Source organism: Bartonella raoultii, assembly GCF_019659805.1.
In the GTDB taxonomy this organism is placed as follows: domain Bacteria; phylum Pseudomonadota; class Alphaproteobacteria; order Rhizobiales; family Rhizobiaceae; genus Bartonella; species Bartonella raoultii.
Map to the genome: position 1 here is coordinate 314,432 of NZ_JAIFRO010000003.1, position 24,938 is coordinate 339,369.

18 protein-coding genes, 3 tRNA genes and 6 pseudogenes are annotated in these 24,938 nt (G+C 36.8%); 4 read left to right on the forward strand and 23 right to left on the reverse strand.

Features of this window, described 5'->3' with window-relative positions:
* Positions 1-23: 23 nt before the first annotated feature.
* The 4 genes from K3248_RS04190 to K3248_RS04205 form a co-directional block, all read right to left on the reverse strand.
* Entirely contained in the window at positions 24-632 is a 609-nt protein-coding gene (locus K3248_RS04190) for an NADH-quinone oxidoreductase subunit C (protein WP_220717114.1), read from the reverse strand.
* Positions 633-649: 17 nt separating this feature from the next.
* Positions 650-1,231 carry a NuoB/complex I 20 kDa subunit family protein gene (locus K3248_RS04195; RefSeq protein ID WP_220717115.1) on the reverse strand — a complete coding sequence of 194 codons (582 nt, stop codon included), beginning with the start codon at positions 1,229-1,231 and terminating at the stop codon, positions 650-652.
* Entirely contained in the window at positions 1,222-1,587 is a 366-nt protein-coding gene (locus tag K3248_RS04200; protein WP_220717117.1) for an NADH-quinone oxidoreductase subunit A, read from the reverse strand. Before K3248_RS04200 ends, K3248_RS04195 begins: the two co-directional genes overlap by 10 nt.
* 312 nt (positions 1,588-1,899) lie before the next feature.
* Positions 1,900-1,976 (reverse strand) — tRNA-Asp (locus K3248_RS04205).
* Between the two features lie 172 nt (positions 1,977-2,148).
* Between K3248_RS04205 and K3248_RS04210 the strand changes: the two genes are divergently transcribed.
* Positions 2,149-2,224 (forward strand) — tRNA-Val (locus K3248_RS04210).
* A gap of 101 nt (positions 2,225-2,325) precedes the next feature.
* Here K3248_RS04210 and K3248_RS04215 read toward each other — a convergent pair.
* The 9 genes and pseudogenes from K3248_RS04215 to K3248_RS04250 form a co-directional block, all read right to left on the reverse strand.
* Complete coding sequence (locus K3248_RS04215) at positions 2,326-2,694, reverse strand: helix-turn-helix domain-containing protein (RefSeq protein ID WP_220717119.1); 369 nt, start codon at positions 2,692-2,694, stop codon at positions 2,326-2,328.
* A 65-nt stretch (positions 2,695-2,759) separates the two neighbouring features.
* Entirely contained in the window at positions 2,760-3,092 is a 333-nt protein-coding gene (locus tag K3248_RS04220) for a DNA adenine methylase (protein ID WP_503826671.1), read from the reverse strand.
* A gap of 240 nt (positions 3,093-3,332) precedes the next feature.
* A complete protein-coding gene (locus K3248_RS04225) occupies positions 3,333-3,656 on the reverse strand; it encodes a helix-turn-helix domain-containing protein (protein ID WP_220717121.1) in 324 nt (107 codons plus the stop codon).
* Position 3,657: 1 nt separating this feature from the next.
* Positions 3,658-4,008, reverse strand: a complete 351-nt coding sequence (locus tag K3248_RS04230) for a type II toxin-antitoxin system RelE/ParE family toxin (RefSeq protein WP_220717122.1) — start codon at positions 4,006-4,008, stop codon at positions 3,658-3,660.
* A 777-nt stretch (positions 4,009-4,785) separates the two neighbouring features.
* A pseudogene (locus K3248_RS04235) lies at positions 4,786-5,495 on the reverse strand (hypothetical protein).
* Positions 5,496-5,590: 95 nt separating this feature from the next.
* Positions 5,591-6,156, reverse strand: a pseudogene (locus tag K3248_RS08715) (hypothetical protein).
* Positions 6,153-6,635 carry a hypothetical protein gene (locus K3248_RS04240; RefSeq protein ID WP_220717123.1) on the reverse strand — a complete coding sequence of 161 codons (483 nt, stop codon included), beginning with the start codon at positions 6,633-6,635 and terminating at the stop codon, positions 6,153-6,155. Before K3248_RS04240 ends, K3248_RS08715 begins: the two are co-directional and overlap by 4 nt.
* 1,607 nt (positions 6,636-8,242) lie before the next feature.
* Positions 8,243-13,219 carry a DEAD/DEAH box helicase gene (locus K3248_RS04245; protein ID WP_220717125.1) on the reverse strand — a complete coding sequence of 1,659 codons (4,977 nt, stop codon included), beginning with the start codon at positions 13,217-13,219 and terminating at the stop codon, positions 8,243-8,245.
* Positions 13,220-13,758: 539 nt separating this feature from the next.
* A pseudogene (locus K3248_RS04250) lies at positions 13,759-13,911 on the reverse strand (DUF3987 domain-containing protein); the annotation flags it as partial.
* A 1-nt stretch (position 13,912) separates the two neighbouring features.
* Here K3248_RS04250 and K3248_RS08720 point away from each other — a divergent pair.
* Both K3248_RS08720 and K3248_RS04255 read left to right on the forward strand, forming a co-directional pair.
* Positions 13,913-14,169: pseudogene (locus K3248_RS08720) on the forward strand (helix-turn-helix domain-containing protein); the annotation flags it as partial.
* Positions 14,170-14,744: 575 nt separating this feature from the next.
* Positions 14,745-14,834 (forward strand) — tRNA-Ser (locus K3248_RS04255).
* A 587-nt stretch (positions 14,835-15,421) separates the two neighbouring features.
* On the opposite strand, the gene K3248_RS04260 is transcribed toward K3248_RS04255, so the two are convergent.
* The 10 genes and pseudogenes from K3248_RS04260 to K3248_RS04300 form a co-directional block, all read right to left on the reverse strand.
* Complete coding sequence (locus tag K3248_RS04260; RefSeq protein ID WP_220717127.1) at positions 15,422-16,402, reverse strand: phage late control D family protein; 981 nt, start codon at positions 16,400-16,402, stop codon at positions 15,422-15,424.
* Positions 16,402-16,656 (reverse strand): tail protein X, encoded by a 255-nt coding sequence (locus K3248_RS04265; RefSeq protein WP_220717128.1) that lies wholly within the window; start codon positions 16,654-16,656, stop codon positions 16,402-16,404. Before K3248_RS04265 ends, K3248_RS04260 begins: the two co-directional genes overlap by 1 nt.
* Positions 16,653-17,114 (reverse strand): phage tail protein, encoded by a 462-nt coding sequence (locus K3248_RS04270; RefSeq protein WP_220717171.1) that lies wholly within the window; start codon positions 17,112-17,114, stop codon positions 16,653-16,655. Before K3248_RS04270 ends, K3248_RS04265 begins: the two co-directional genes overlap by 4 nt.
* A 10-nt stretch (positions 17,115-17,124) precedes the next feature.
* The gene (locus K3248_RS09160; RefSeq protein ID WP_246588269.1) at positions 17,125-17,448 is read right to left on the reverse strand and encodes a hypothetical protein; all 324 of its coding nucleotides are present in this window, start codon (positions 17,446-17,448) and stop codon (positions 17,125-17,127) included.
* Between the two features lie 39 nt (positions 17,449-17,487).
* Positions 17,488-19,458, reverse strand: a complete 1,971-nt coding sequence (locus tag K3248_RS04275; protein ID WP_246588270.1) for a phage tail tape measure protein — start codon at positions 19,456-19,458, stop codon at positions 17,488-17,490.
* A 131-nt stretch (positions 19,459-19,589) separates the two neighbouring features.
* On the reverse strand, positions 19,590-20,003 hold the full coding sequence (locus tag K3248_RS04280; protein ID WP_220717130.1) for a hypothetical protein: 414 nt from the start codon (positions 20,001-20,003) through the stop codon (positions 19,590-19,592).
* Positions 20,004-20,012: 9 nt separating this feature from the next.
* Entirely contained in the window at positions 20,013-20,531 is a 519-nt protein-coding gene (locus tag K3248_RS04285) for a phage major tail tube protein (protein WP_220717132.1), read from the reverse strand.
* Positions 20,528-21,213: pseudogene (locus K3248_RS04290) on the reverse strand (phage tail sheath family protein); the annotation flags it as partial. The gene K3248_RS04285 and the pseudogene K3248_RS04290, both read right to left, overlap by 4 nt.
* A gap of 431 nt (positions 21,214-21,644) precedes the next feature.
* On the reverse strand, positions 21,645-21,854 hold the full coding sequence (locus tag K3248_RS04295; protein ID WP_220717134.1) for a 2-hydroxymuconate tautomerase family protein: 210 nt from the start codon (positions 21,852-21,854) through the stop codon (positions 21,645-21,647).
* A gap of 371 nt (positions 21,855-22,225) precedes the next feature.
* Positions 22,226-23,410: pseudogene (locus K3248_RS04300) on the reverse strand (YbfB/YjiJ family MFS transporter).
* Positions 23,411-23,876: 466 nt separating this feature from the next.
* On the opposite strand from K3248_RS04300, the gene K3248_RS04305 reads away from it, so the two are divergent.
* Positions 23,877-24,485 (forward strand): fumarylacetoacetate hydrolase family protein, encoded by a 609-nt coding sequence (locus K3248_RS04305; protein ID WP_220717172.1) that lies wholly within the window; start codon positions 23,877-23,879, stop codon positions 24,483-24,485.
* Positions 24,486-24,938: the final 453 nt, after the last annotated feature.

Here is a 24,938-nt window from a genome sequence, read left to right on the forward strand (position 1 = left end):
TATTCATTCTACAAAATTGAACATTATTTTTCGCTATCGGCTTTTTCATTATACGGCACAACATATTGCCCTCCCTCCCATGGAGAAAGAAAATCAAAGTTACGCATTTCCTGTCGTAAAACAACAGGCTCATAAATTACTTTCTTTGCTTCATTATCATAACGACACTCAACAAACCCTGTTACAGGAAAATCTTTGCGTAACGGATGTCCTTCAAATCCATAGTCAGTCAAAATCCTCCTCAAATCCGGATGACCTGAAAATAAAATTCCATACATATCGTATGTTTCACGCTCATACCACTCTGCTCCAGAATAAATAGAACAAGCAGAAGGCACGGGAGTGTTTTCATCCGTACGAACCTTCACACGCAAGCGCAAATTCTCGCGAGGCGATAATAATTGATAAGAAACATCAAAACGTTTACTACGAGACGGATAATCAACGCCACTAATATCTATAATATTAACAAATTGACACTGAGAATCATCACGAAGAAACATTAAGACATCCGTAATTGCATCAAGACGCGATACGATAGTTAATTCATCGAATGCTAAAATGCTTTCTTCAAGCTTATCCCCTAATTTATTTTTTAAATAAGTAGAAAGCTCAATCAATGCTTCATTCATCGTGATAACAAAGCTCCCTATCTTTCTATTGATCCTGTACGACGGATTTTTTTCTGCAATAATAATATACCGTATAGCAGTGCTTCAGCCGTAGGAGGACACCCTGGAACATAAATATCTACAGGTACAATACGATCGCACCCACGCACAACTGAATAAGAATAATGATAATAACCACCACCGTTTGCACATGACCCCATAGAAATCACATAACGCGGCTCTGGCATTTGATCATACACTTTTCTTAAAGCAGGAGCCATTTTGTTCGTGAGAGTACCAGCCACCACCATTACATCTGATTGACGAGGTGAAGCACGTGGAGCATATCCAAAACGCTCATTATCATAATGAGGCATTGAACATTGCATCATTTCGATAGCACAACACGCCAAACCAAAACTCATCCACATTAAAGAGCCAGTACGTGCCCAAGTAATAAGAGCATCTGCCGAAGTAACTAAAAAACCTTTATCTGATAATTCAGCATTAATATTACGAAAAAAATTATCATCAGAACTTACTAACGTCCCCGTACTTGGATTAATAATCCCCTTCGATTTTGGAGCAGCAAACATTGAATTTTTTGATTCTAATCCCATTCAAGAGCTCCCTTTTTCCATTCATATATAAATCCTATAGTCAAAAGTGCTAAAAACACAATCATTGACCAAAAACCGAACATACCTATTGAGCCAAATGAAACAGCCCAAGGAAACAGAAAAGCAACTTCAAGATCAAAAATAATAAATAAAATCGACACCAAGTAAAAGCGAATATCAAACTTCATGCGTGCATCATTAAATGAATTAAACCCACATTCATACGCTGATAATTTTTCAGGATCTGGAGAACGATAAGCCACAATGTAAGGCATAATTAAAAGGACCCCAGCAATAATTGCCGAAACGATGATAAAAATTAAGATTGGCAAATAAGAGCTCAATAAATGAGTCATAATCCTCTTCCATTTTAATGAATGCCTGAATTAACACAACACTTCAATACTGTCAGATCAAACAAACAAATTATAAACTGCTCTATTCATTCCGCACACACTGTTTCCAGCACATATTTGAGCAATACTTTTCTTTTCATATAGGTAACGCAGAGCAAAGAAAGACGCAAGCCCTATTCTTATAAACTGCCTAAATAAGGAAAAAACACAAAATAAAAAATATCCTAACGCTCAAATATCAAATAACTATACGTTTTATAAACTAAAACGCTTACAATAAAAAAATGAAAATTAAATGGAAAAATTATGAAATGGCGCGAGTGACGGGGCTCGAACCCGCGACCTCCGGCGTGACAGGCCAGCACTCTAACCAACTGAGCTACACCCGCGCAATTCTGAACCAATTTAATATTGGTACAAGCGGTCGTGTAAGGGTTTCATTCCTTTATGTCAAGAAGGTATATGCATTTTTTAAAAAAAATTATTAGACATCATCTTTAGTCTTGCGTTTGTAAAATTTTTTCCTTAAATGAGTCCCATCTGATTGTTGATTATTGCATAGGGCGATTAGCTCAGCTGGTAGAGCGCCTCGTTTACACCGAGGATGTCGGGAGTTCGAGTCTCTCATCGCCCACCATTGTCTTTTATATCGAAGTATAAGCCTTTGATTTTTCATATATTTTAAATCATGAGAGATTGTAGAATAACAGCGAGGGAATAGGATTTTACAACATGCCTCTATAGGGCGCCTCTTTTTTCGTCGAATTTCTCTAACAATTTTTTAGATTCTGCCAAGTCTTGTGATGAAAAACTCTCTAAACTTCTAACAAACATACCAATAACTTCACGTCTAAATGAATCAGAAGATTTAATGGTAAAACTCTTACGACAAGCATCAGCCTCTCTTCTTAAGACACAAGCTCTCTCTTGATCCAAGCTATAAAGCTCTATGATCTTCTCTTCCATTCCAATAGGTACTGATTTTTTGCCAATTTCTACAGAAGATAAAAACGCTACAGATACACCTAATTTTTTAGCCATATCTAAAAGGCGTTCTGAGTAATCAATACGAAGTTTTCGTAAGGTTTTACCAAATGGTGTAACCATCTAAAAAGTCCTGTTAAAATAAAGAAATATCCTTCTGATTCTAACAAATCTTTTCGTAACTTTCTTCAATTATTGCGAATCACAACTTCTTTTCGAGGAATTTTCTTAGCCTTACCAGATGTCCAGAGAGTCTCAACTTCTAAAAAGTCAAAATCTTTAAAAATCTCTCGTACCGCATCACAATCATTCAGACTCAAGACAAACTTACCTTGAATATTTTTGAGAAGCTTTGCCATGCTCACAAAAGCATTCTCGTCAAAATTTCCTGAGCTATAACATTTCTTCTTCATAAAGTAAGGCGGATCTAGATAAAACAAACTGTCTGGAGCATCAAAAAGTTGAACAACACGCTCCCATGAATAATTTAAGATTGTTGTATCAAGCAATTTTTGCCTCACACGTCGCATTCTTGCTAAAAGCTTATCGGGGTTAAAGCTTATTGTCTTTTTTCTTGCAAAGCTAAAAGAGACGCACTCCTTTTCCCAAACGTCACATTATCATAAAAAACACAATAAAGTCAATATGTTGTATATAACTATTTTATATGAATCCACACTTTTATACGTGTTTAAATTGACCATTTTTTATAAAAGATTGCCATGTATGAATAGAGCATAAAAAGCAAATCATAAAGAGATTTAAGAAGCAAAAACAACTTCAAATTGTCCTTCAAGCGTTTTAACTTTTTCTGAACTTACAACAATCTTGATATCATTGCCCAATTTTGCCAAACACTCCAGCATTTTCATTTCACTAATCCCTCGAAATTCTCCACTTAAAAGTTTAGATAATTTGGGTTGAGTCATTTTTAAAAGTTGACTAGCTTGCTTTTGTGTTAAGTTTTTTTCCTTCAGAATTTGACTAATCTTATGTGCAAGTTGCGCTTTGATAAGCATATCTCTAGAATCTGAAAAACCAAGATCCGTATAAATATTGGAACTCCCGTGAAAAACATTGATCATTTTAATCTCCTTCTAATTGTTCTGCTAATTTGAGACGTTCTTTAATCAGATTTATGTCTGGTTTTGGTGTTGCAATACCATGGGTCGATTTTTTCTGAAAACAATGCAACACATAAAGAGATTTTTTATATTTTACCGTATAAACGGCGCAATAAGTTCCTTGAATATCACGTTCAATAATTTCTAGAACATTGGCAGATCCAACCTCCTTGAGAACCTTAACATTTTCTCCTTTATCTCCTATCTGAGCAAGATAAAGAGCATAACCAATCCTTTGTTGAATAAGATCAGGAAGACTTTTTATATCTTTGAGTGAAGATCCAAGCCATATAATATGTTTTATTTTACTCATGATTATTATTATACCTATATAGGTATAATTTCAAGTGCTTATTTTAATAAGACTAAGTTAGAAATGCTTAATTCTAAAGATAACGAACTCAAATTTGAGCTGGTTAATTTGCAAAGAAATTAGATTTTAAAGAAAAGTAAAAATATGCTTATGAGAACGTCTTTAAGTGAACGTTTAAATGTTTGAAACATAACATGAGATCTTTATAAGAAACGTTTAAAACTTCTTTTTATAAAAGTTATAACTCAGTTATCATTTGTTTTTAAAAACGTTTCATTTACGAAAAAACAAGATTTAGATTTCACAACAGAGAAATCTTAAAAACCTTCATTTTATAAAAGCGGTTGTTTATTTGTCTTATGAAAAGCTGCTATTTAAAAAAATAGCCCTCACAAATTTTAAAAGAACGTTTTTACAGACATTCACTTAATACACATTTGCTTTTGATTGTATTGATAAACCTAGCAAATATTTTGATAATTGTACTTTGTTTCAAATGGATATTTTACCTAGAGAGGATTATTAATCAGTTATAGCTATAACAAGCGTTTACAGTCTCTATAATTCAAATGCTTGATATAAGGTTCTTTTGGATAAGTTTTAATAAAGAGAATGGTTAACTTGTGTAATATAGGTTTTGTATATAGGGTTTCTGTTATTCATATTTTTACACTCATCACTTGATTCATCAGCCGCGTCACGTTACATGACACGGCTTTCTTTTTACATTGTCTCTTTTATGTTAGGTTAATGGTAAAAAGGCGCCCCCCACACCTGTTAATTATCATTTTGTTTTGATAAATCTATAATATGATCTTTTTCGTAAACCTCACATTCTTTAAGGACTACAGCGACCTTATTTGGTTTGTTTAACCTTGCCTTGCCATAAACTTTTCCCCAAACCTTAGCGTAATGTGAGATCTTGGCATTGCCATAGACAGAGCCATAAATTTCAGCACGACCACTCACATGAGCATTACCATAGACCTTGCCATGTATTTTGCACGACCATTAATAAAGGCATAATTATAAACCTCAGCATAGCTATGAATACGAGCCGAGCCAGCAACAATGGCACGACCATAGACCCTTGCATAGCTATAAACCCATGCATTGTAAGAAACATGGGCATGATCATAAATATACGCATCAACATAAATGCGTGCACTACCATGCACATGGGCATTGCCATAAACCAAACCATACGCGTGCGCGTTACCATAAATATAACCACACACATGAGCTTTGTGACGTATTTTTGCATTTTTATAAATACATGCAGCCCCATAAGCACATGCCTCATCGTAAACCCAGCAATTACCCTTATGAGAAAGGTTGCTTTCCTTTTCAATAAAGCCCCCTAAATCGCCAGCTTTAACATCAGAAAAGTCTTTTAAAGCTTTAATACGATAAAGAATGATAGTTTTTCTTGTAACATCATGTTTAATTTTTTTGATTTCGCTAGTTAATTTATATTTTTTAGACATAAGGATACCCTCACAATCTAATGTGATAAAGATTTTCTAAAATTTGGAATGGAAAATTTGTAAGAGGGGCCCCCCCGTAACACCCGAGCATTCAATTATGCTGCTTTGTTTTCAATAATCTTTACAACGTGATCGCTTTCATAAACTTCACAATTTATGGGAACCGAACATAAACCGCTATGTCTTTTTATCCTTGCATTGCCATAGACCTTGCCATAAATCTTTGCAGCACCACTCACAACAGCATGATCATAAACTACCGCCTTGCTATGAATACGTATACACCCCGATAATTTTGCATGCCCATAAACCCTTGCATATTGAAAAACCCAAGCATTATAAGAAGATGCGCATTGTCATAAACATGAGCATTTGCATAAACGCGGGCACAGTCACAAACATGCGCATTGCCATAAACAAAGCCCATAATAATAGCCTTATCAGAAATCTTTGCATTTTCATAAATATAGGCAGTATTTAAAACAAGAGCATTATCATATACCCAGCAATTGCCATCATGAGAGAGATTATCTTCTTTTTCAATAAACCCACCTAAAGAACCAGCTTTGACATCATCAAAATCTCTTAATGCTCTAATACGGTGTAAAGTAAACCCTTCAATAATCTTAGTTTCGTTAGTAAATTCATATTTTTGTGTTATAGGTAAAGAGACACAAGCGTCATCAGAAATTTGAGATGCAAGATTAATCGTTTCATTATCTTCAACACGTGTATACCAATTAATAAAGCATTCCCATAGACTTTTGCATTGTCTCTTATAACAGCCTTATCACATACAGCGGCGTTATTAAAAACACGAGCATGTTTGTAAACAAAAGCATAGCTAAAAACCAAGGCATTATCAGAAACAAGAGCATTGTTATAAACACGAGCCTCATTAGCTACCCAGCAATTACCATCATGTGATAAGTTACTTTCCTTTTCAATAAAGCCACCTAAAGAACCAGCTTTAACATCACCAAAATCTCTAATGGCTTTAATGCGGTGTAAAGTATGACCAGCCACGCAACGTGTTTCATTCGTAAATTCGTATTTTTTTGCAGGCTCTTGTTTATTATTAGATGCGGTTTTATTTGAAATGTTAGAAATAACGGGGGTGTTTTTTGAGATATTTGTCATAATTAAAACCTAACTGTAAAAAGTTTTAAATTGACGACCCTATAAGGCGCCGGGCGTTGAAAACACGGCAGTTAGTCCGTTGCTACGCTTTTCCCATAAGGGTATTGTATAACGTAACCACACCCGACAAAATCATCATATATGCTAATCATAGCATAAAAGATAGTCAGTTTTTATAATAGGATTAGGTTTACCGTAACCTTTTCGCTAACTGTAAGTGTTTTCATCACTTTATTATTTATATAACAAAATACGTATTTATTGTCAATTAATTTATGAACTTTTTTGATATTTTTATGATTTTTTAAATGCATTGTGTGTATATATTATTTATATGCTTATTAATTGCTTCTTTTATATTTATGTACTTTTAAAGCTATATTATGGGCTTTCTTAAACGATTATGCTATTTTTTGAATCTATACATTTATAATATTTATAAACGCTTTCATTATGCGTATTTTTATCTTTATAATGTATCTTGTTTTTTACTAAATGGTTTTTAAGATTTCTGTTAATTTCTCTTATAATACATTTGCAACTTAACAGCCTTTTATAGGGACTGTCTTTATAAAAACGCTTTCATTTGCATTGTGATTATGAAATCCTGCTGTTTTCACGCATTCTCTATAGCTGTTATATTCTTATAGCCACCGCATCATTTTTCATTTTCATAAGAGAAAGGATAAATAGGATATATGATAATTGCAATTTATAGTCTGTTATGAAAACACCTAAAGAGAGATTGATAACTATAGAGATTAGCAAAATCTCTTTTAATAGACTTTTGTCAGTTTTGTCAGTTTTGTCAGTTCTTTTTAGACCCTATATTATTTTTTTAATGAGAAAAAATTAAAAACATTCTATTTCAATATGTTAGTAGTTTAATGATACAATCCATATCTACAATACAACCTTAAATACAACTTATAATATATATTTGTCAGTTATGTGTCAGTAAATTGAACCGACAAAACTTAATGATTTTAGTGAGTGATTAAAACACGTCTTATGAAAGCATATAATCCTTTAAAGCCCTTCAAAAGAAAGGGACTATAATCATAAGAAATGCTGTCAAGACCATTATGGTTATGAGTTTTGAAGGGGTTTTGAGTTTTGACGGTTGCTGCTTTTATATAAAAAAATAGCAAAAAATAAAAACATTATATTTCAAGTGGTTAGTATTTTACAGATCTCTAAAAAACAACTCATATTGATAATACAACCTATAAATTCAATCAATAGTATATGTTTCGAGGGGGTTTTGACAATTTTTGCACCTTCAAAACCTATAGCAAAATGAATATACATAGCTCTCTTTAAACAAAGCTTTTGAAAGCTATAAAGTTATCATTTGAGATTACAGTATAACCTCTTAAAGGCAATCCAAAAGAAGCGTATTCACTTTAAGATGGGATTTCTTATAAGTCTTAAAGCAATCCAAATAAGAGTGTTTAAAAGTGCAAATGATTTCTTTTTAGAATAACGCATATAAACACTCCTTTTAAGATTGTATCTAATAAACTTACAAAAGAGGTATAGATTATGGTTATAAGACTCTATACCCTTTATAATTAGTATGCCCATTATAAGCATGCTTTATAAGCTTATTCAGTTTCTCTAATTTCTAATTTTGGTAAGTTTTTAACGATTTTCATTGTCTCTAAACTTACGGTAATTACCCTTTGAAACAATTCTAGAGGATAGGCAGGGTTTCCAACGGTTTCAACAGCATAGCGATTGGCATCATTAACAATACCGCTCTTTTTATCAGTCTTAACACATTGACGCTCCATAACCCATTCAAGAGCGGGCTTGCCATTGACGATATACTCATAAGCTTCAAGAGGAATGTCTGTCATCGTGATATTGCTGTTATAAAAAACAGTAGATTTATCTTTCTTCTTACTATTCCCAGCAAATCTCATTTCTGTAACATAATAGAATTCTTCAGGATTAAAGACATCAGTCTGTTTTGGATTGCCTTTTTTAAAGGTGACTGGATAAGGCTCTACATCTTCATAATTCATATGCAAATGACCCAGTTCACGCCCTGCTGTAACAAATTTCCAAAAATCTTCAGCGCTTTTTACACAAGGAATACGAGGGAGTTCTTTGCATAAATTATCAGCATAACGAGTACGGTAATCTTTTGAATGTAAGAGCCCATAAACATAATAGAATAGATCATCTTTTGTTATGGTTTCATTAGGATAAGCCGCTTTAAAATGGGCTAGACCTTCATCCGTGATGGCATTACGCCTCTGTAAACCAGCACTTTTATTTTCTTCTGTAGAAATTAAAAATAAATGGGATTGTTTCTCACTTTTACTTTTTGAAATTGCAGTATCTTCATAAAGATACCTTGGAAAACATTGACTAGTATCCATTGCATGAAAATCAGGTACTGTCCTAATCATGATGACAGAAAAATCTTTCATTGCTCCTATGCCGGTAACTTGTATGACTCTGTTTTCAACCACTTTTCCCATAGGAAATATGCGCGGCATTTGATAAACTCTCTCATTGAAAGTACTATTATAATAGAGCCACTGTTGTGTAAAAGGACGATACAGACTTTGTGTAAAGCACATATCTTCAAGTTCAAAAACTTTTCCTTTTACCAGTTCTTGCTTAACATTATGACTCCAACTGATTTTACTTTCATCAGAATTTACAAAATTGTTTATAGCATTTTTGCGTATCCTGCGATCAACATGTCCATAAGCATCATTAAAACGTTCTACTTCACTATTATAGAAAGTAATCATATTGTGCATGTTTTTAGCTAAAGCTTTACGGCTTGCATTATACACCCAAGCGTCACGACTTGTTACGATACCACAAGAAAACGTTTCAAAGAGCTTTTTACTATACCCCTTTTTATCACCTAAGGCTAGGAATGTTTCAAAATTGTTAGCACGTTGACCAAGCCAATCACCATGTCTGTCTGGTGTGATTATTTGCCAACTGTTTTCACGTGTAATACCATCAATGCTACCAAAATCCTTAATTGTCTTAAGCTTTTTTTCTCTCGTAAAATAATCTTCCATAGCATGGAAATATATTTTACCACTCTGTTGAGATTCTGGATTTTTTACGAGAATAGAGATAGCAATAGGCGCCCGAGAACCTTCTCCAAAAATCTTCCCCCCTTCTTTTCGAGAGAGTTCTCCAGAGGTTCGTTGATTACCCCGCAAATGGAAAATATAAAGGCTGCTAAATTCTTCAACGAGGCATTTTCGTAAACCATCCATAGATTTAGTATCTACAAAACTTGCATTTGTTACAAAACCAATAACACCACGGTCTTTTATACGGTCACTAGCCCAGCGGATAGCGCGGATATAACTGTCATACAAATTTCGTAGAAGACTTGCATTTGACCGAGCAGCATAAGTTTCACGAATACGGTCATTCAATATGGGATAGGGAGTATTCTTTGCATTATCATTTTCACTTTTTTGCCCTGTTGAATAAGGAGGATTTCCAAAGATAACTTCAATATTCAGATTTTTTTGAAGCTCTAAATATTCACTGTTTTCTTTAAATAGTTCTTGCAACAAATCTTTTCTTTCAAGCATTTGGAATGTATCAGTTAAACCAATATGCTTAAATGGGATATAATTCCCTTTCATAAGACCATGATAGGTTGCTTCGATATTAATGGCTGCTATGTAATAGGCTAGCAAGACAATCTCATTAGCATGGATATCATAACGGTATTTATATTCCATATCCTCTGGTTTGATCAGTTTAGATTGTAACAACCGTGTGATAAAGGTACCAGTACCTGTAAAAGGGTCGAGAATAGAGACACCACGTGACCCTAAACTTTTTCCAAATTCATTGCGCAAGACATCATCAACAGAATGAATAATAAAATCCACAACCTCAATGGGGGTATAAACAATTCCTAATTTTTCTACTGTACGTGGAAAAGCATAACGGAAAAATTCATTATACAGCTCTACAATTAAGCTTTGTTGTGCTTCAAGAGTGGTAATTCCACGCGTGTAAAATTGTATACTCCTAGAAATATTGTTGAGATCTTGAGATTCTTCTTTAAGAGTAAAGTTATCAAGGGCATTGAGTACACGTTGTAAAGCACAAGATACGGGATTTTCTTGAACAAACTGATGCCCCTCAAATAAAGCATTAAAGACTGGACGCGTCACAAGATGTTGCGCAAGCATTTCAATCGCATTTTGTTCGGAGATAGTTGTATTTAAATTGCTACGCAATTCGATCATAAAATCATTAAACACCTGCCGTGTTTCAGTTTCTGATTTTGTTAAAACTTCAGTTAAGCGTGTGATATGAGTTTGAGCAAGATCACCAACATTTATTGCCCATTTTTTCCAATAGCTAGGGTCGTAAAATCTCTTAACAATAGCAGCTTTAATGACATCTTTACATTTAGGAAAAAGGGCGAGTTCTCCTTGTACTTCATGTGTTTGAGAGGGTTCATAAGTTGCTACCCCAATATTAAGTCCTGAATATTCTAATTTTGAGCGTAGAGGTAAATCATCAATAACCGTGGTCGTATCTTCTAACGCAAGTTCTTGAGAAGCAGCAACGATTTCAAGAGCATGGCTTACGTCTTGTTTTTTGTGCATATGGTGAATTATTTTATTAAAGTTATCATCATGGGCACGTAAAGCATTGAGAACTTGCCAGATGACATTATACTTTTGGTTATTTTCTAAGGCTATTTCCGGCGGAATATCAGCGGGTATCCCAATGGGGAGAATGATATAGCCCCTTTTTTTACCCTTCGCTCGACGCATAACACGTCCTATCGCTTGAATAATCTCAATTTGACTTTTGCGCGGGTGTAAAAATAGAACGGCATCAAGAGCAGGAACATCAACACCTTCAGAAAGACAGCGTACATTGGTAAGTACACGACACGTATTTTCCCCCGCATCTTCCTTTAACCAGTCGAGTTGTTTTATACGCTCTTTAGCACTAAAGGTTCCATCAATATGGGCAAGGGTACAGTTAAGAGGGGGAATATCTTTATGATTTTTATGAAGAGCGCGCAAAGATTCTTGCACTTTTTCTTTTTTAAATCTTTTGCATATACGTTTAGAAGTCTCAATATCTTTGCAAAAAGCTAAAGCTCTACGCATGGGCTTGGGGTCATCTTCAAGGTCAAGTTTCAGATCCATTTTGGTAAGGGCTCTATAACAGCCATTAATCTTGGTCCTATCATCAAGAATAAGTTCATAATTCTTATCGGTAATAAGATGTTGAATGGATTGGCTTATTTCTTTTTCGTTGACAACTAATATGATAACTTTACAAGGTGATAACAGCTTATCCTCTAAAGCCCTTGAAAAGCTGTAAGTGTAAAGTTGTTTGCCATAGAGTTTTTCATTATCCATGGACACCAAAACGTTATTGGAGAAGACAGCATTCCTTTTTAGCTTGTCACTAAAGATCTTAGGCGTTGCTGTCATGTAGAGGCGTTTTTTTCCTCGAATAATGCTGTTATCATGAACTTTGATAAATTCAGATTCATGCTTATCTGTTCCTAAAACAATCCCAGTTGTCCTATGGGCTTCATCACAAATGATTAGATCAAATTCGGGTAAATCATATTCCTTTTGCGCATCGGAAATCACTTGAATGGAATGATAGGTCGAAAAGACCACGGTCATCACATCAAGAGAGGTTTTATTGGCTTTACGGGCAAGTTCTTTCGCATCCGTGGTAGCCGGTAAGACGAGATCAGAAGCATCGAGACCAGATTCATCATCATGTTTTCCTTTACGACGCTTGCCCACTTGTGTATCCGAACACACGGCAAAGGAACGCAAGGGAATTTCTGTATCAATGGTCCATTCACGAATTGTTTGTGACATCAAAGCAAGGGAGGGTACCAGAAACAACACACGCTTGCCTTTTCCTGCTATGGTTTCTGCTATCTTAAGACTAGTAAAGGTCTTCCCTGTACCACATGCCATAATAAGCTTGCCACGGTCTGCTTCTTGCAAACCTTCACAAACTTTCTCAAGCGCTTCTATCTGATGATCTAAAAGTTTTTTTTTCGGTTGTTCTTTAAGGACGGCTTGTCCTCTTTCTTTATAAGCCCCCCAATCAATTTGACTGTTTTCTAAATCAAACAGATTAATCTGTTGAATACGAACTTCTTGTCCATCACACGTGTTGTTAGCATTATCACTCCAATTGCTCTCAGTACTATCAACCAAAATACGACGGGTGAATATTTTCTTCCCAGAGGCAGCTATAAAGCTATTAATATCTTCTTTTTTAATGATGTGAGAAGCATCATAGCATTTACATTGAATAGCCGCATAACCTCCTTGATCATGGATTGTAGCGACCAGATCAATACCGATATCACGCCTATCTTCATCATGTTCCTCAGCCCATTCCGAATAAGTCTGAACCTTTTCGTATTCCTGCTTTTGTAAAGGGTCTTCAGAGAAATAATCCTTCACAAGGTTTTCAAACAGCGTTCCTAATTCACGGGGTGATTTTGCCTTTTCACGGTAGAATTCTAAGAGAGAGCGTAGCGTGACTTGTTTATTATCAGACTTAAGAGATTGAAGCATATTATAATAAACTCCATTGGCGTATGGTATGATCAAAGATCACAAAGAAACGGAATGAAGTCTATTAAATTGATTCAAAAGAAATATCGATAACAAAATGAGACAAAAACACACGAAAACTCATAAATTTCTTAAAATTAAATTTTATAAATAATATTTATAAGCAGCAAAATAGTAGAATTTGCTATTTATTTGATGTGTTAATCAAGACAAATGTACTACGTGTTTAAAAATATCATAATGAGTATTTTGATAGGTTTTATCACGAATTTTACAGAGAGGTTTTGTCTGTTTTTACCCCCCCCAAAATACCTACAAAACCCTCTTAAATATATATTAAAGATTGTATTTATGTGTTGCATTTAATATAGGTTGTTTATTTGAAACATTAACTTATTGAAATATAATAACTTTTATTTTTGACTAAAAAATATATATAAAGGGGTGGTAAAAAGAGTACCCACCCCCCCTAAACCTCCAAAACCAATAGATGGGGAATGCTTTGAAGGTTTATTTTATGAATACATCAGTTATATATTTTATCGGAATTGTGATGTCTTATGACTTTTCACTAAAGTATTCCATTCATAATGTATGGTAGGTCGACCGCCTTTAGAGCTATGATCGCTTGCTATTTCACGAATATAGTTACAACGGCATAAAAGCTCTAAAGCTTGCTTAACGGCTCCATTAGCGAAAGGAGCAGGCTTTAAACCACAAACCATCCCTGCTGGTCTCATGAAAAAACTTGGTCGCATCGCTTATACAACCTATCGCGATGCAAAAATTAAACTCCCCCCCCCGAAGATATAGCGGAACTCGCGGCGGAACTTTATACAAACCTGCAAGAGATGGTTCAAGACATCAACGACACGGAAGAAGTCGAGGCAAGTTTCCCTCTTCTTAGGATTCATCTAAAACTCCAAATTGAAAATGAAAAGCACACTTAAAAGCACCATAAAATTCCATCTAAAACATCATTTAAAATGAAAAATTGATATGAAAATCATTTTATATGAAGTATTTCATATAACAATTTGATTTATAACAATATAATCTCATTTAAAATAGATAATCACCAATAGGTGAAAATCTTTTTTGCTTTTTTGGTTATTTTTGGCTGATTTTGCAATGCGCTTCACACTTTATCGGATTTTTTCAAAGGGTCTTCAAAGGCGGTTTTCTGGGCTTTCACAGACTTTTAAAAATTTTTCAAAGGATTTTCAAAGACCTTTCAAAGCTTTCTCTCATTTTTAGGCTCAAATTCCGATTTTTGCTCTTTTTTACCATTTTTTGCAATTTTAGATGTCAAAATCTATTTTGACAAAACACGCATTTAATACTAAATTTTATACATAAAAACAATAAATTATCACGTATTCCTATCTCATCCCACCTAATCCCACTTAGTATAAAACCTAGTGTCAAACTACATTGTCATACAATAATTTTTATTAAAAATGTTCAAAAGCCTATTTAAATGATTGACCTTTGACAAGAATTTTGTAAAAAGCATACTCAATTTGGAGGGGTGGCCGAGCGGTTTAAGGCACCGGTCTTGAAAACCGGCGTGCAGGAGACTGTACCGTGGGTTCGAATCCCACCCCCTCCGCCACAGCTGTAGCTTGTGTAGCTTGCCAGCAGGTTTTGTATATTGTAGCTTGCCAGCGGGTTTTGTATATTTTGACACCTGGTTTTATACCAATTTATTTTGTTTCACATGATTTTTAAGGGGTTCTCAAAGGGTCTTCAAAGACCTTTCAAAGATCATTTAAAGCCTCTTTAATGAGTCTTTATTTTTCTTCTCTTAAAGGTCGCAATTTCTGATGATCCGTCATGAGCAAGAATCGCATTATTTGAGAAGAAGCATGCATAAAATGCTATCTTTTCTTTAACATAAACTGCGTGACAACTTTTCGGTTCTCTGAGACATTATTAAAAAACAAAAGAAGCTTGGAGGAATTCAGTCAACTTGACCGTATTGTGTACCATTGATGCAATAGTGCAATGTTTGCACTATTACTTGTTTGAGGAATTGGGTCAACATTATCCTATTGCTCCTTCAAGGAATAGGGACAAGTTGTCCCAATTGCTCTCTCCCACCCAAAGTGCAAAATTGCACGTTGATCTCAAAAAGCATTACAACTGATCAAAGGAGCAGGTTGCACCTTTGATTTTCTGTTTCTAACATGTTTAGTTTTCTCATGCCTCTTTTCCCTTATCTGATGCCTCAAAGGTGATTTCTGTGATGTATCCGCTTTGCTTTTCATAGCGATGGGTCACGGTTGCAGCCTTCCATGGGCCATTGATTTCGCCTCGAAACCCTTGAAGCAAAAGCGGTTGCCCCGCCATGATTTCAGGGCGCCCCTCAAGACTTAAAGACCCACTGCCCATGGCTCGACAAAGCCTATCCGACTCAGAAGCAGCGGCAGCTTGTGCTTCTTGCTCACAAGGGTAGCACGTTCGCAGACGGCGAATGGGCCCCGTATACCCTGTGCGATGCTTGATAAAATGCTGTTGCCCTTTTGCGCGATCAAAATACCGTGCTTCTATCATGCCATATTGGGTGCGCGGCTCGAGACTAAATTCCCAATGCGAACACTCCTGTTGATGAATTGTCTGGAGGGGGAGATTGTCCCCGCTTAAAAATAAAAACTTATTGTCTTTGATCAAAAAACGCGCCTGCATCCGATCTGCAAGGCGGGTTAAAAAATCAATCGCCGATTGATCTGTACGCACCACATAAGGCAAGGTTTGTTTGGTGAATTTTGGGCTCACCTTTGCTTGATAGCCATGACGTTTGGCAAGGGTCTCAACAATCTCAGCAATGGTTTTATGGTCAAAATGTTCGCTGTCCTGTTCTTTGATCTCCGCACGCATGGAAGCGCTTTTGCCACAAAGGCGTAAAATCTCTCCATCACTGCCCCCACAACTGATCACCGATTCGACAACAAAACGCCCCATAAAGGCACGAATGCTGTTCTCATAACCAAAGGTGACATGGAGTGCACTGTTACTGGAAGAAATCTCTAAATCATTGCCGCTATCATCAAATTCCGCCTCGAATGTATCGGCTTCATTACCCGCATTGTCTGTGATGGTTGCCGTTAAAAGACGTTGGTAAAAAATCTGATGAACAAGCTTCTCCCCCACCCTCACTTCAATAAAGGGATATGTGCGCATTAATCCCATAGCCGTTTAACCACACTGTTCTTTTCTTGAGGTACAAATTCAGGCAGAAAGACTTTTAAACCCCGTGGTAAAAAAGCATCATACCCTGCAATCTCTGGATTAGCCTCCAGTGTGGCTTCTAAATAGCCCCTCAATGACCCAGCTTGCCTTCGGTCTCCTAAAACAGACAAGGCATGGTGATAACAAATGAGGTCTAAACTCATATCCTCAAGTTCGACCACGAGCTGCTTTGCGGGAATCTTCATGAGGTATCCTCCTCTTGATATTGTCCCACTTGATATTGACCTTGCGGCTTGCCCCCATCAAAAAACGGCAACAGGCTAATGGAATAGCGAATACGCCCCGATTGACCAGAGCGGCTAATATAGTCATGGTCTTTCGTGACACTGGTAATCACCACGGATCCAAGCATTAAAGCACTGTAGCTATCATCACTCATCCAACGGATCATCTGAACAGGCTTTGCAGCACGTATGGTTCTGGTGATGGCATCAATGGCAACCCGGTCACCAAACTCTTCTGGAAATAATACCCCGTGGATGGTTTTGGGATCATTGCCATAACCGGTAAATTGCAAACCAGGGGCCCCACCAAAACGCTCTAAGCAAACCCATGAAGCCGAAAACTCTTCCTCAAAAGATTGGAAGTTCAACCAGTCCACATAAAATTGATGTGGTCCCAACATCAGAAAAGGATCTTGCATGCTCCTCCCCTCATTCTGTTCCACCATGCAAGGCATTGGCCCCTGCCCGTTGCAATGCATGACGAACCGCATATCCAGTCGCAATGGGATCACGCGCGCCATTGACATGCACCGTGACATTTTGATTGTGCGTGATGGGGACGCGTTCTTTGTCTTTTGCTTCTGTGAGAGGCGCATTGGCACGACCAGCCCCCGCAAATTGTACAAGTGGCTGAGGCGTTTTGCCTCCTAAAAAACTTGGCAAATAATCTCTTACATCAATCGACCCAATCCACCCCTTTATGCGGTGAGGTAAAGATTTACAAAAGTCTGTCAATTGTGAGATGGTGCCCATAAAACCATTAACAATCCAATCCGCTAAATCTTCTCCGGCTTATTCCATGCTTGCCTTGGCACTATCAGAGAGCTTTTCTTGAGAGAAAAAACGCTTCAACCACTCCCAAAAATTGGAAAGGCTTTGTTTAATCCCCTCCCACAAATCTTCAAAGCTTTGAGCAACAAAGGAAAGTCCTTGTTTAAACTTTTGCCAGTGGGCAGAAAAATCAAAGGCAGAAGCAATGATATTTTTCCAACGGGTGATGGTGCTGGTATCAGCACCAAAAAAACGCATGACGGCTTCAAAGGCACGACCAAAAGCGCGGATTAGCCCCCGTGCAAAGCCTTTGAGAAAGGAGGAAAAGCGATCCCAATATTTCCACAAAGCAAAACCAGCAGCCATAATGACAGCCACAACAGCAGCAATGAGCGCCTCTATAGGGCTAAAAACAGCTCCAACCACAGAGGCTATGCCAGCAGCAATTCCTTCTATCACTGTCCCTATCCAACCAAAAGCCGTAGCAAATGCTGCACCTGAAACCGCAACTCCTCGGAACACAGCCACCAGTAAAGTCATGGGATGCAGAAGACGCAGTGCACTCCCACCAAGCCCTGCCATCAATAAGCCTAAGGAACGACCTGAAGCCAAAAGCCCGAGCCAACTTGCTTTCAGCGTACGGCTAAAAGCCCCAAGTTTGATAAAAGAGCCTAGTAACTGAAGAAGCCCGAGACGTGTGCCAGCGAAGGCAAAGCGCAGCACACGCAAAGCAATATTAAAAGCCATCAGGGTGGCAATGGTTTTAATAATGGCGCTTGTTAAGGCGGGATGAGCATTCGCCCATGCCATAAGAACATTGATAAAAGCACCAACACTTTCCATTAAACTGTTCACATGGGGCAACAAAACCTCACCAATGGTAACCCCTAAAGCCACAACGCGGTTTTGCAACAGTTCAAATTGCCGCATGGCACCGGTTGCTTGTTTGTCTGCCTCTTGTTCGACAGAGCCTTTAAAGACTTTTGGGTCTTTCACATAATCTAACGCTTGCCCTAACAGTTCTGGGTTGCCAACCAATTTAGCAAAATCGCCGGTAAAGTCTCGTCCTGCAATGGCAATCAGCGAACGCATTCCCTGTTCGGATTTGCCCAACACATCAAAAAAACGCACCAAGGTACCGGTAGCATCTTTCTCCAAATCTTCCATAAATTTTTGGCGAGAGAGACCAATATTGGTAAAAGCATCTTCAATATGCTTTCCTCCCGCCTGAATACGGGCACTAATAGAGTTAAAACCACGTGCTGCACTCTCTGGTACAATCCCAGCAGAAATCATCGCCGTCCCAAAGGCTGCGGTCTCACGGGCTGTCAGTTTAAACATGGTTGCCGCACCCGTCGCCCGATTGGTAAAATCAGACACCTCACTTGCCTTGGCCGCCATGTGGTTGGAAAGATGGTTGATAGCATCGCCTAAATCTTCAATGCCTGCTTGATTAAGTTTAAAGACATTGCGCAATTTGGCAAAGCGCTCACCAATCTGGTCCCCCGTCATATCAAAGGCGACCGCGGCTTTGGCGGCATAAATACTAAATGCCTCGAGATCTTGTTCACCAATCCCTGCTTGGCTAGCACTGGTCATCAATTCTAACACTTCACGGGCAGCCAAAGGGATCTTTGTTGAGGTTTCAAGCGCAAAACGACGCAATTCTTTTAAACGATTAAGGGGCGCATCCAGAACCTTCTCTAAGCCCTTCATTGATTGGTCAAATTGCATGGCTTTATAGAGAGGGGCGATTAAGGTTGCCGTTTGGGCCATGGCGCCTACCATGCGCCCACGCGCATGAATATAAGCATTTTGCGCTTTTTCTGTAGATTCCTTCAAGTGCTCAGGATCAAACCACCCTTTAAAATGCTTTCGTGTTTGGTTTTGAAAATGCGCAATATCGAGGCTAAAGGATTTTAAGTCTCGCTTGGCAGAGGCGATCCCCTCTTGCAGATGATTCACAAAACGGACAACAAGGGAAACATCCATGAGCGTATTTTATCCTAACATTTGGCTTTCATATTCTTGTTGTTTCAAGCGCACTAATTCTTCGCGATAGGAAATCACTTCCAGCCAATCCATCTGATTGATCTCTAGAGCCGACCAGTGGTAATAAAGGGCTAGTTCTGCTCCAAATTGTCCGGCATAGGGGATTGGTGTTTGGGAAAAAAAGCAAAAAAAACCTTAAAAACGGCCATAAGATCAACAATATCAAGACGATTAATCAATTCAACAGATTCATGAGACATCTCTGCCAGAAGCGCGGCGATTCCTTCCATGGCTTCATGGGTAAATAAAGCCTCACAAAGCTTGGAAATAAGAACATCATTGCTCAAAGGTATTTTATCTTCTTCTACAGCGGGCAAAAGTAACTTTGCCAGCTGTGGTCCAATCAACACGGCTAATTGGCGTGCTTGCTTGAAATTTGGGCGATAAAAGATCAATTTCTGCCGTGTTGATTCTTTGCCATCCTTGTCTTGATAAACAAGAGGAACCTGCAATTCCACCTCAACACTTGTTTGTAAACTTGTCATGATCAATTCCTATAAATTAAGTATAGAGCGGCGACGCCCGCCGATCTCTTGTCCATTGCGCACCAGCCAACCGCCCCGTTTAAAGGAAAAGCGGTGCAAAACAGAACCATCCCAAAATTCTGTGTAATCCCAAACATTCTTGATCTCGCAATCATAGCCTGTGGCTTTTCCAGCCGTTAAGCCTTCGCTATCGACTTTAACCAAGCGTCCTGTAACATCAATGGAATGTTCATGCTCGCGCCCATCTTCTTCAGACACCACATGTTTTTTGCCGGTAAATTTATGACGAAGACCAGGAGGACCACCAAAGATACCGATGATTTCGGGCGTGTGACTGCGGATTTTCATTTGTAAATTTAAAGCTTTCACACCAAGACCACTCACATCAATTTGCATGTCAGAGCCCCCTGGTTGATAGGTTTCGGTGATTTCTTCCAACGTGGGAAGTTTGAGTGTCTCAAGATCAAGATGGAGATTGACATCATCATCAACAATCAGGGTAAAACCACGAACAATTCTTAAAGTCATACATCACTCCTTGCTGCTTTGCGATAACTGTCAAGCGTATCACCAAAAGCATAGGTCATTTTATTTTGGATATCTTCAGCGAGCCGATTAAAGTAAGCGTCATTGCGCCGGCTTCCAAAGCTTAAATCTTCGAGAGGAGGAACTTCTTCTGCATCAAATTCCACGCGCAATTTTCCCAGTTGTAAATTGCTGTTTGAATTTAAATCACGCTCAAACCAAACGCGTCCTCCTAAAAGCGCTCCACGCGCAATCATATCATCAAGAAACTGTGTGAGGCTGCGCGTAATGGCAATGACATGTTGCCGGTCAGATTCTCATCATTGGCCCAAGGACGCAAATTGTTAATGATGGTTTTTTCCAAAGCTGCACGGGTACGCACCACATTGACAAAGCGCCAGAGTGGATCACTCGAGGTGGTGTGATTGCCCCATAAAATGCGCCCATTGGCTGCCATTTGCCCATGGGCATTTTGGCTAAGCCGGGCGGGAAGAAAGGTGGCAATATCAGCTTGATTGAGACGATTTGCCTCATGATCAATTTCCCCATCAAAATAGCTAATGGGGCGCGCTGTACCTAAAATACCTTTGACATCTTGGTTAGAGGAGGACCAAAAAACACCTCCCCTTTGCTTGTCCCGTTTGATAAACATAGCAGCAGCAAAAGCGCTTGCCGGTTTGATACTTTTTTGTAATTTCAAATATCGAATCTATTCAAAAAAACGCGTATTTAATGATAAAGAATAGCTATAAAACAATAAATTATTGCATATTCCTATCTAATTCCATTTAGTACAAAATACTGTAAAACTACAGCGACATATTATCCTATCATTATAATTTGTTTTGCTCTACCACTATACAAGTATAATTGATTAAATATACACTCTACATATAATATTATAACATTAAAAGTTGTATTTTTGTTTAAATTTTACTTTTTTATCTTGTCATACAAATAAATATAGATTCCTTATTGAGAGATAAATTTGAGCAGCGAAATTAAACATCGTAATAAATATGCCTATAATAATTTAATAAATATTTCTGAGGAAGATAATTGCATGCGGCTAGTAAACTATACTTAGCAAATTTATTTTTTCTCCAATGCATAGGGTTATTCGCTATCTTGTCTTTTTCTTAATTCTGTAACAGGAACACCACCTATTCCCCAATTATCTGTATCCACTTCATCAATTAAAACAACAGTAGTTTTTGGATTTTTATTCAAAACATTGACTAATAATTGCGTTACTCCTTCGATTAGGAGTCGTTTTTGTTCAGAAGTAATCCTTTCATTAGTAATTTTAATGTTTACGTAAGGCATAGAATCTCCATATTTTATAGATATTAAACAAAGAAGGTTAGATGAATGAACATGAAAAGATTAAACAATAATATATAAGAGATAGTATTTAAAAATGCGTATCGAACAGAAAAATATGCAGATTGTTAGGTGCAAAAAGAATGTTTATTAATACAGGAAAAAGAGGTAAGCGGCAATAAATAAACAAATTCAAACTAAATAATCTATAGCTCCACAAGCAATCGATGACTCTGGCAAGGAAAATTAACAACATGAAAAGAATATAACCATAACGTTGCCAAACAAAGAAATCAATACGACACAAAATTACACGCTCCGTGATATACAGAATGCCTGTCATTAATGCGATGCTTTCAATGAAGAGTGAATGTTTATGCAATACTACCTCTTTTCCAAAGGCAATACTGACAAATTCCGGAAGAAAAAAAGAGTGCTAAAGCACCACAAATAATGGAAAATACAATAGGATGTGGACTAAACTGTAGAAAGCTTGCTAACAGAGATCCTAATATTTGACCAAAACCATAAGTTAAAGTAACCAATCCAAGCAGATTTATGCTAAACGGTGCATGTAAATGCTTAGCTAATGGCATAACCAAAGAGGTTGTCCCCATAAAGGTAAACCCAAACCCTATGCAACCAAGAACTATCAGTACAGGAAACTGGCTGAAAAGCGTTAACAATACACATCCTCCTTGGATAAGCAAATTGAGCATCAAGCAACGTAATATCCCCCACCGATGTACTGCCCATAACCAAACAAAACAACTAGGAATAATAGCTATTCCAACCAGTGACCATAAATGATTAGCCAATAGTTGGAAATGAAATGTTTTCACCATCAAAGGCAGATATGTCGCAACAATGATATAACCAATCCCAGCGAACCCATAAAGCAAAGCAAGTTCCCACCAAATAATATTTTCTTTTGCCAATGATTTATGAAAAGAAAATTGTGTTTCATCAACATGACGTGGAAACAAAATAAATAGCAAAAGTAACAATATAAAAGATATGCAACCTGCTCCAAGCCAAATATTTTGCACACCCAACGACTTGTACAAAGCAATATTAACGTATTCATTGCCCAATAGAATACCAGCTCCTACACCTGCATAAAGCGAAGCGATAACTCGCACATTGTGGCTATATTGCATAACTGTAATAGAACCAAAAATCATCATTGCCGCACTCCCAATACCAGCAGCAAAGCGGATTAAAATAACCAAGTAAAAATTTGTGATAAATGCCATGGCAACAATAAGTACACTCGTCATTATGGCTGCACCTAATAATATACAAGGGGCAAAAGATATCTTTCCAATTTTACTAAACGAAAAGAATATACTCCCAACTAAATAGCCACCATAGTTAGCGCTGGCTATATAAGAAAGTTAATTAAAAGTAAACAATCCCTCATCCAACATAACTGGCAATACCGGTGTATAGAAAAATCGCCCGAGCCCCATCCCTAAAACCATAATAACCATACCAAATGCAGCGATTTTAAAATAATTCAAACCTTGATAATTATCTTTTTCCCCCATTACCCTCATTCCCTTAACTGGTATCCCCTTCCACCTGCATTTTATCTCATTGTAATAGCAATTATTTCAAAGAATAAAATCAGATAATTAAAACAAGTAGGGCAACAAACTAATAATCGATTGTCAATAGCAATAGATGAATTAAACCTTGTTTCCTCGTTTTATACGAGGCATGTATGATGACATTTTTCACAAAATTTTTTATTTTAAAACAATCGTGGCTAAAATTCTCTTATTGAAAAACACAATTATAACATCAAAAAATTGAATAAAAGGCAATATAAGAGAAATCTACCTCTTAAAAGCATTCATCAGTATGCACATGATCCGCCAATAAATACTAAAAGCATGAAAACAGAAAGAAGGGGCCCTTAATTGTATTATGATGCATACTCATACTTCAATTATGAAAAAAGATGTTGTTTACACAATTACATCTTTCCTGTACAAAAAATGTAAAATTTGGTGGTCTCCTATGATTAATAATATTTACTGCGTTGGACTCAATTATATTAAACATATTCATGAACTGGGTAATGTTGTTGAAGATGAGCCTGTTATATTCAGCAAACCAAACAGTTCACTCATTTTAGGAAATAAAATTTATCTTCCTGTTTTTTCTAAAGAAATACATTTTGAAACTGAAATTGTGCTAAAAATCTCAAAGGATACTTTTATGGTCGATGAGATAGAAGCTCAGAAATGCTATGATGCTTTAGCAGTAGGTCTTGATCTAACAGCGAGAGATTTGCAAACAAAACTGAAAGAGAAAAAACTTCCTTGGCTTTTGTCTAAAGGATTTAAAGGAGCAGCATATGTCTCCAACTTTATAAACAAGGAAAAAATAAACAATCCAATAACTTTTGAAATGAAACTAAATGGTAAAACTGTGCAACTTGGCAATACGAAAGATATGATCTTTAGTTTTGAAAAAATAATTTCCTTTTTAAGTCGCTACATTCAGTTGAAAAGTGGAGATATAATATATACAGGCACTCCACAGGGAGTGGGTAAACTTTCTTCATTTGATAACATTGAATTATATCTAAAGGATAGATTAATTGCAGAATTAGAGGTACAATGAATTAGCAAATACTAACCTTGTTTTCTCTTATTATTTAGTCATCTTACTTAAGAGCAACTTAAGCGTTCTATAATTGATATTTTAATATAATGAGTCAACAAGGCTAAAGAAAAAGATATTCATGTTACAAGATTGTATACAATAATATATGGGGGATTTTCATATGAAATATGTCAGTAATTATTCTCAACAATAGTATGCACTATTTTTTAGGAAACTTAATGGGAATCTTTTATTTATTATATAATAAAAAATCGCTTAAATTTAAAAGAAAACATATAAAAAATAGAAATAATGCCAAAGATAAAATTTAAATCAATGGTATGAAGTGGTTTTATAGCGCCAATACTCACTGTCTAAATTAAAAGGTAAAAAAGGGATAATCTATCATCCTGATTAATACAATATTTTATAAGGTGATAAGCATATTATCACTTATATATATAATAATTC